Annotated in this window: 8 protein-coding genes; 4 read left to right on the forward strand and 4 right to left on the reverse strand. The window is 43.6% G+C overall.

The annotated features are described in order from the left end of the window. Positions 1–166: 166 nt before the first annotated feature. Positions 167–1,645, reverse strand: a complete 1,479-nt coding sequence (locus K1I56_RS07200; RefSeq protein ID WP_003017392.1) for a flotillin family protein — start codon at positions 1,643–1,645, stop codon at positions 167–169. A gap of 125 nt (positions 1,646–1,770) precedes the next feature. Beyond that, positions 1,771–2,310, reverse strand: a complete 540-nt coding sequence (locus K1I56_RS07205; RefSeq protein WP_003005275.1) for a YceD family protein — start codon at positions 2,308–2,310, stop codon at positions 1,771–1,773. Positions 2,311–2,514: 204 nt separating this feature from the next. Here K1I56_RS07205 and K1I56_RS07210 point away from each other — a divergent pair, with 204 nt between their 5' ends. The 3 genes from K1I56_RS07210 (at position 2,515) to K1I56_RS07220 (ending at position 4,876) form a co-directional block, all read left to right on the forward strand. Further along, a complete protein-coding gene (locus K1I56_RS07210; RefSeq protein WP_223325624.1) occupies positions 2,515–3,375 on the forward strand; it encodes a helix-turn-helix domain-containing protein in 861 nt (286 codons plus the stop codon). Positions 3,376–3,485: 110 nt separating this feature from the next. Next, entirely contained in the window at positions 3,486–3,662 is a 177-nt protein-coding gene (locus tag K1I56_RS07215; protein ID WP_223325625.1) for a hypothetical protein, read from the forward strand. Further along, on the forward strand, positions 3,659–4,876 hold the full coding sequence (locus K1I56_RS07220; protein ID WP_223325626.1) for an MFS transporter: 1,218 nt from the start codon (positions 3,659–3,661) through the stop codon (positions 4,874–4,876). Before K1I56_RS07215 ends, K1I56_RS07220 begins: the two co-directional genes overlap by 4 nt. A gap of 25 nt (positions 4,877–4,901) precedes the next feature. Here K1I56_RS07220 and htpX read toward each other — a convergent pair whose 3' ends face one another. Continuing rightward, positions 4,902–5,798: a zinc metalloprotease HtpX gene (gene htpX, locus K1I56_RS07225; RefSeq protein ID WP_003017370.1), complete on the reverse strand. Its 897-nt coding sequence runs from the start codon at positions 5,796–5,798 to the stop codon at positions 4,902–4,904. Position 5,799: 1 nt separating this feature from the next. Next, positions 5,800–6,360, reverse strand: coding sequence for a LemA family protein (locus tag K1I56_RS07230; RefSeq protein WP_023918932.1), 561 nt, complete (start codon positions 6,358–6,360; stop codon positions 5,800–5,802). A gap of 70 nt (positions 6,361–6,430) precedes the next feature. On the opposite strand from K1I56_RS07230, the gene rsmG reads away from it, so the two are divergent. After that, entirely contained in the window at positions 6,431–7,144 is a 714-nt protein-coding gene (rsmG, locus tag K1I56_RS07235; protein ID WP_223325627.1) for a 16S rRNA (guanine(527)-N(7))-methyltransferase RsmG, read from the forward strand. The last annotated feature ends 146 nt before the right edge of the window (positions 7,145–7,290 follow it).

Here is a 7,290-nt window from a genome sequence, read left to right on the forward strand (position 1 = left end):
ACACTCCTCTTTATAGTTTGCCTTTATTCTACCATTTTTCCTCCTCAAAAGAAAGCAGAAAATAGCTTCCCGCCTTCTCTAAGAGGGAGAAGATCATGCAAGTTATTTGATCTTAAAAACAAAAATGCCCGAGAAACAATTCTCAGACACTTCTTGATGAATAGCATTAATCTTCTTTAGAAGCTAACTCCTCTGCTTCAATGACCGGTTGTTCTCCTTCTTTGAGTTTATTGACCGTCATATTGACCCCAAGAGCTCCTGCTAGCAATTGACGAATATCAAATCCGGCTCCTTGAGAGACTTGGTCGATACTTTGCATAATATCGCCCACCATCTTAGAAGCATTGCCTTCCCCGTACATGGTGATCTTATCAACCTTGGTTAATGGTTCTGCGACAGCACGCGCAATTTCAGGCAACTTGTCAACGACCATTTCAGTAATGGCAGCTTCTTGCATTTTCTTCATAGCTTCGGCCTTTTGGTCCAAACCTTTGGCTTCAGCTTCCAGTTTCAAGCGAATAGCCTCAGCCTCAGCACGACCTTTGGCTTCAATAGCTTCGGCCTCTTGCAATTGGGCAAATTTCTCAGCTTCGGCTTGAGCTTTTCGAGCTTCGGCTTCTTTTTGTGTTTCGAAGAGTTCTGCTTCCGCCTTGCGTTGGCGTTCGATCAATTCTGCTTCTGCAGCTTGTTGACGCGCATATTTTTCAGCTTCAGCTTGTTTGCGGATGTTGGCATCCAATTCTTGCTCACGAACCTTAACTTCGCGCTCTTTGACTTCCGCTTCTTTTTCCTGTTTCATGATATTGGCTTCGGCTGCCACGCGCTCTTGTTCACGACGTTGCACTTCTGCCTCAATCCCTTTAGCGGCATCTGCTTTTGCTTGGGCAATATCTGCTTCTTGCTTGAGGGCTGCTTGTTTGAGTTTCAGTTCATTTTGTTTTTGCGCAATTTCAAGATCGGCTGCGACGCGTTTGTCGTTAGCCAATTTATCTTGTTCTGCTTCGACTTCCTTGCGTTCGCGTTCTGCTTTGGCTTTGGCAATCAAGGCATCTTTCTTAATGGTTTCAACATTTTCAATCCCGAGGTTATCGATGACTCCCCCTTCATCAGAGAAGGATTGAACCGTAAAGGCGATGACTTCTAGACCCATTTTAGCCAAGTCTGGTGCTACGTTGTCCTGCACTTTTGAGGCAAACTCTTGACGGTCATTGACCATCTTACGGAGCTCCATCTGACCGATCACTTCCCGCAAGTTTCCTTCCAAGACATCTTGAACAGAGTTGGAAATATCCGTTGTATTCCAGTTCAAGAAGTTCTCTGCAGCCCGGGCAATCATCTCATCGGTTGTACCGATTTTTAATTTAACAGCTGCGTCGGCACGGACGTTAATGAAGTCCAGTGTTGGGACTGCTTCTGACGTCCGAACATCTGTCGAGAATTGCTCAATATCAAGATAAGAGCGTTGTTCGACAAAGGGAATCATAAAGCCAGCTTTCCCACGCAAGTGACGTTGTTTCCGAAGACCTGTAATGACCACGACTTCGTTGGGTTTAGCGTTGACATACCCTTTGACCAACAAGATCAATACAAGAATGGCTACGATTACAAAAGTAATCAACCAACCTGGAATAAATAAAGTATCCATACTTTTTCTCCTTTTTTAGAGGTCTCCCCTCTTTTGTTTTATACATTCTAGTATATCAAAAGAAGGCCTTTCCTCAAAGAAAAGACCTGTATTTATATCTAAATTTATCAAATGCAATCTCTAGCTTATTCTTCGTCAAACAAGCCATTTAGACCAGCGAAAGGACTGTTTTCTTCTTTCTTAATCGCTTGAGCGGCTTGGTATTCTTCTTCGGATAGGATTTTCCAATCATTGCCTTCGATAAAACCTTGTCCAGCCTCTTCTTCTGGAGTGAGAACCTTGAGGGGAATATTGAGCAGAATATTATCCGCTACACTCTCACTCAGGTCAATCTTCCCACCTTCGATTGGAAGGATCAAGTCTTCCTCTAGGGCCTCGATATCTGCGTCAGACTGTACATCCTCCGCAAACACCTCTGTTACAGGATAGCTCTCTTGAAGCTCAACAGGCTCCATGCTTCGGCTAGATGCCAAAACGATGGTATAGCTCAACTGGTAATCCAAGACATAGAGGCCTGTATCATAGGCTACTCGTCCTGTCGCTGTCACATTCTTTAAATCAAGAATTTCTGGATTACGCTTTTGCAATTCTTTGAGCAAATCCAACTCTTGATCAAAGGCTAGTCCTTCAGGATTTTTACGGATTTCTTGTGTAAATAGGTTCATTCTTTTGTCCTCAAATCTTCTAGATACTACTAGTATATCATGAAGCTGCCCCTCAACCAAGAAGTCTCCTCAAAAATTTGTTATAATCATGAAAAAAGATACAGTAACTAGGCCAATTGGTGTTGTACACAAGGTCCCACCATCTCTTGGACAAAAGAGGGTCACTGGCTAGGGCATTGAGCAATGTTAGATAGAGGAGAATTCATGAAAGATATCGGAGCAGTTTTTCGGCAAATACGTGAAAGTCGCCACATCTCTCTAGAGGAGGCTACGGGTGGCGAATTTTCGCGCTCCATGCTATCTCGATTTGAAAGAGGGGAAAATGACCTGACCACGCAACGGTTTTTTCAGGCTTTGCAACAGATCAAAACGAGCCTCAGTGAGTTTTCTAATCTAGCTGGAATCGATCAGCACTCCTTTATTCCCAAATTGTTGAAAGAGCACTATGAAAACATGAGCTTGGAACACGATCAAGCCTTGAACCAAAGCTACCAGCAAGCCTATCAGAAATATCACAAAAAAGAAGACTTCTTAGCCAGCATTATTCTCAAAGTCCAAATGCTTGGCTTCTATCCTGAAGTAGAGCTCACCGCTAGCCAAGAGGAACTGGATTTCCTCCATGATTATCTCTTCTCTGTCACAATCTGGGGAAATTTTGAATTAAACCTGTTTTCTCTGACCTCTCCACTTTTCTCTAGTCGCCTCTATCGACAATACACAGAGGAGTTGGTCCAAAGGGAGGATTTCAAGCTTCTCCTAGATTCCTCTCGTCCTGCCATCAATTCTATTTTCCTTAATGGCTTTTTTCTCGCCATTAGTTCAAATGAATTTGAAGATGCAACCTATTTTGATCACCTGATTAACAACCACTTTTACTCTGAGAACGAAGCCTACCTTCGGACGGTTTATCTCTACGCCAAAGGAGAATTTCTCTATCGAAAGGGAGAAAAAGAAATCGGTCTTGAAAAGATGGAACAGGCCATCCAGGTTCTCTCTATTCTGGATTGTAAGGACAGTGCCAACTACTACAAACAGGGCCTGCAAGAACTGATCAATAAATCCTAAAAACTCACAGAGTAGATCTGTGAGTTTTTGTTGAAAATATGCAACATTTATTTTTTCTTGCTTTTTAGGTTTACAATAGGACTATCAAGTAAAGAAAGAAGGTTCTTCCCATGATGACCAAACTAAAAAACCACTTCCTCCGCTTTCTTCTCTCACATACCAGCGTTTATCTGAAGGATCAGGAACTTCTTCTCTCTGATGATGAGAAATTAGACCTCTTCAAACAGATCGTTCGATCTATCAAACAAGTCCTAGCAACTGATCACATGAAGGAGGAAGGCTTATGAAACTCTTAGCTCGTAATAAAATTTTTGCCATACTCAGTCTTTCTCGCTTTTTGAATACCCTTGGTGCTGCCATCTACAATCTGGTCTTTATGGTCTTTGCTGCCAGCATGCCACAACCGAGCCTAGCAGTTGGAATTGCTAATCTCATTGTGTTTATTCCTAGCCTCTTTACCATTTTTGTCGGGATGAAGGCTGACCGCACGAAGAAAAAAGCTAACTGGTTGATCCGCATTGGCTATCTTCAAGCCAGCCTCTTCATCCTTATTGCTCTCATGACCAAGATTCCGGGTTACCTAGCCTTTTCGATTGTTTGCTTTTTAAACATTGTTTCAGATTGTTTGAGCGATTATCGCGGAGGCTTGCAACTCCCTATCATGAAAAAGAACATCCCAGACGAGGATTTAATGGAGGCTTATTCCTTCAACCAACTGCTTAGTATGGTCTGTTCGATTTCTGGACAAGCTCTAGGAGTTTGGCTGCTAGCTATCAGCCATCAAAATTTTGCCCTGGTCGCTTCGATCAATGCAGTGACTTTTCTCCTGTCTTCTACCTGTCTCTTGATTAGAAAAAAGCAGCTGACACATGATCCCGTCATTGAGCCCAAAAGTAAGAATTCTTTGGTACACGAATGCCAAGAGATGTACCAGAACGCCAAAAGTATTTTTGCAGATGAGGAGGTCCACTACTTTGGTAAGTTGCTCTTCTCATTGGTTCTCATCAATGCTTTAGGGGGATCCATCTCTGGTATCTACAATTTGCAACTGCTTCACTCCCCCTTCTTTCAGTTGAGCTTTAGCCAATCGCTCTTGATTTTAGAGGCAGTGACTATTTTAAGCATGGTCTGGGCTAGCCTGACACCCCATGACTATTTTTCCAAACAATCGCTCCACCATATCCTCCTGTGGATCGCAGGTGGGCTGACCATGCTTGGGCTCACAAATATCCTGATTCACTGGGACATTCTTTCCCTTCTACTCATCACTATCCTTGGTTATCTTGTAGCAAAAATCAACCCAAAAGTTTCCAGTCTTTTAATGAGCAAATTGCCTGCTGAAAAATTAGCTTCTACCTCTAGCTTTTTGGGACTGATGGTCAGCTTTGCCATGCCACTTGGGACAGCTCTCTTTTCTAGTCTAGCTATCTGGAGCCTTCCCCTAGCGTGGGGGACCTTTGCCATCCTTGGTTTCACTACCCTCCTCTTAACAACCAAATAAAAAATCCACCGTTTGGTGGATTTTTTTACATTTTTCTTAGGCGAGCCACCCGCTCAGCAATGGGTGGGTGGGTATAAAAGAGCTTTTGCAAACCGGATTCTTTTTTTGGATCGTTGATAAAAAGAGCACTGCTCGCATCATCGACATGTCGTTGCATTGGTTCGCTATTGTCTAGCTTTAACAAAGCATTGATCATCCCTTGAGGATTCCGCGTCAATTCAACACTTGAAGCGTCTGCTAGGAACTCCCGTTGACGAGAAATGGCTAACTGGACCAAGGTCGCTGCTAATGGCGCTAAAACGATGGCAAGCAGGGAAAGGATCAACATAACAATCTCCAAACCACCGCTACCTTCTCGATCATCGTCCCGGCTACGGCCACCGCCCCACCACATCATCCGGCCACCAATGCTAGAAAGCATGGTGATGGCACTTGCAAGGGCAACCGCAATCGTAGAGATGCGAATATCGTAATTGCGAATGTGGCTGACTTCGTGTCCGATGACTCCCTCCAATTCCTCACGGTTCATCACAGCTAGAAGACCTGTCGTTGCTGCAACAGCAGCATTTTGAGGATTAGACCCTGTCGCAAATGCATTCATAGAAGGATCATCCACAATATAGACCCGAGGCATGGGGATCTGGGCTACCATGGCCATATCTTGGACAATATGGTAGAGTTGAGGGGCTTGCTCTTCCGTCACCTCACGCGCTCCATTCATCCGCATGACAACTTCAGTTGATTGGAAAATCATGCTAAAGGCATAGATTCCCCCAATAATCAAAGCTAGGATGACGCCACCAAGGGAGGAGCCTAACCAGAGGTAACCAACGGCTGCTCCGATAAGAGCTAAAAGTATGAAAAAAGCAATAAGGAGAATCCAAGTTCTCCTTTTATTGCTTGCAATTTGGTCAAAGAGCATATTAGTCTCCTAATCCGCTAAAGTCCACCTTTGGTACTGCTTTTTCTTCTTCAGGCACTTGAAGAAATTCGGCTTGTCTGAAGCCAAACATTCCAGCAATTACGTTTGTTGGGAAAGTTTCCAATTTCACATTGTAGTTGCTTGTGACACTGTTGTACAATTGACGGGCATAAGAAATTTTGTTTTCTGTATTGGTCAATTCTTCTTGCAATTGCATGAAGTTGGTGTTAGCTTTCAAGTCTGGATAGTTTTCAGCAACCGCAAAGATGCCTGCCACTTGACGGGAAAGAGCATCGCTGGCCGCCATTGCTTCTGCAGGTGAAGAAGCTTGAGCCACTTGTTGGCGAAGTTGAGTGACTTTTGCTAGTGTATCTCCTTCGTACTTGGCATAGCCTTTAACGGTTTCGATCAAGTTTGGAATCAAGTCATTCCGACGTTTCAATTGTACATCAATTTGACTCCAAGCTTCACGAGTTTGCATCCGGCTTTTCACCAAACCGTTGTAAACTCCTACTACAATCAACACAAGGACCACAATGATCCCAAGAATAATCCAAATCATTTTATTGAATTCCTTTCATTTCTTTCTACCAGTATATCAAATTTCCCTTATTTTGTGGTAAAATAATAGCATGAAACCAGAAGAATTTTATGTCCGTTTAGCCGATCTCGGCTTCCCATTAACTGATCGACAAAAAGAGCAATACGAACGCTATTTTGAGCTCCTCGTGGAATGGAATGAAAAGATTAATCTCACTGCCATCACCGAAAAAGACGAAGTCTATCTCAAGCATTTTTATGACTCTATCGCACCCATTTTACAAGGTTTGATCGAAAATCAACCCATCCGTCTCTTGGATATCGGCGCTGGTGCTGGCTTTCCGAGCCTTCCTATGAAGATTCTTTTCCCTGAGTTGGATGTGACCATCATCGATTCCCTTAATAAGCGGATCAATTTTCTCCACTTGCTGGCTGAAGAGTTAGGTTTGCGCGGAGTTCATTTCTACCATGGACGTGCGGAGGACTTTGCGCAAGACAAGGCTTTTCGTGCCCAATTTGATATCGTGACCGCCCGCGCGGTTGCCCGCATGCAGGTTCTCTCTGAACTGACCATCCCTTACCTGAAAGTAGGGGGACGACTTCTTGCTCTCAAGGCCAGCAATGCTCCAGAAGAGTTGGAGGAAGCCAAAAATGCCCTCAATCTGCTCTTTAGCAAGGTTGAAGACAATCTACAGTATGAATTGCCAAATGGGGATCCACGCTATATCACTGTTGTCGAAAAGAAAAAAGAAACCCCTAATAAATATCCAAGAAAAGCAGGCATGCCCAATAAGCGTCCATTGTAGTAAGATACAAAGGGCTAAGCGGATAAAGTCAAATAAGAGGCTGGGACAAAAGTCCTAGCCTCTCAATTATTTTTGGATTGTCAAGCAAGACGCAGTGGTTGAGTGGGCTCTACTACGCTGATTTCATCAGCTTTTACAGCCCTACT

The organism is Streptococcus parasanguinis (genome assembly GCF_019929185.1).
Taxonomy (GTDB): Bacteria; Bacillota; Bacilli; order Lactobacillales; family Streptococcaceae; genus Streptococcus; species Streptococcus parasanguinis_O.

Bases quoted from the DNA above. Each gene is read 5' to 3' on its own strand.
- K1I56_RS07200 (WP_003017392.1), bottom strand. From the start codon at position 1,645: ATGGATACTTTATTTATTCCAGGTTGGTTGATTACTTTTGTAATCGTA.
- K1I56_RS07205 (WP_003005275.1), bottom strand. From the start codon at position 2,310: ATGAACCTATTTACACAAGAAATCCGTAAAAATCCTGAAGGACTAGCC.
- K1I56_RS07210 (WP_223325624.1), top strand. From the start codon at position 2,515: ATGAAAGATATCGGAGCAGTTTTTCGGCAAATACGTGAAAGTCGCCAC.
- K1I56_RS07215 (WP_223325625.1), top strand. From the start codon at position 3,486: ATGATGACCAAACTAAAAAACCACTTCCTCCGCTTTCTTCTCTCACAT.
- K1I56_RS07220 (WP_223325626.1), top strand. From the start codon at position 3,659: ATGAAACTCTTAGCTCGTAATAAAATTTTTGCCATACTCAGTCTTTCT.
- htpX (WP_003017370.1), bottom strand. From the start codon at position 5,798: ATGCTCTTTGACCAAATTGCAAGCAATAAAAGGAGAACTTGGATTCTC.
- K1I56_RS07230 (WP_023918932.1), bottom strand. From the start codon at position 6,360: ATGATTTGGATTATTCTTGGGATCATTGTGGTCCTTGTGTTGATTGTA.
- rsmG (WP_223325627.1), top strand. From the start codon at position 6,431: ATGAAACCAGAAGAATTTTATGTCCGTTTAGCCGATCTCGGCTTCCCA.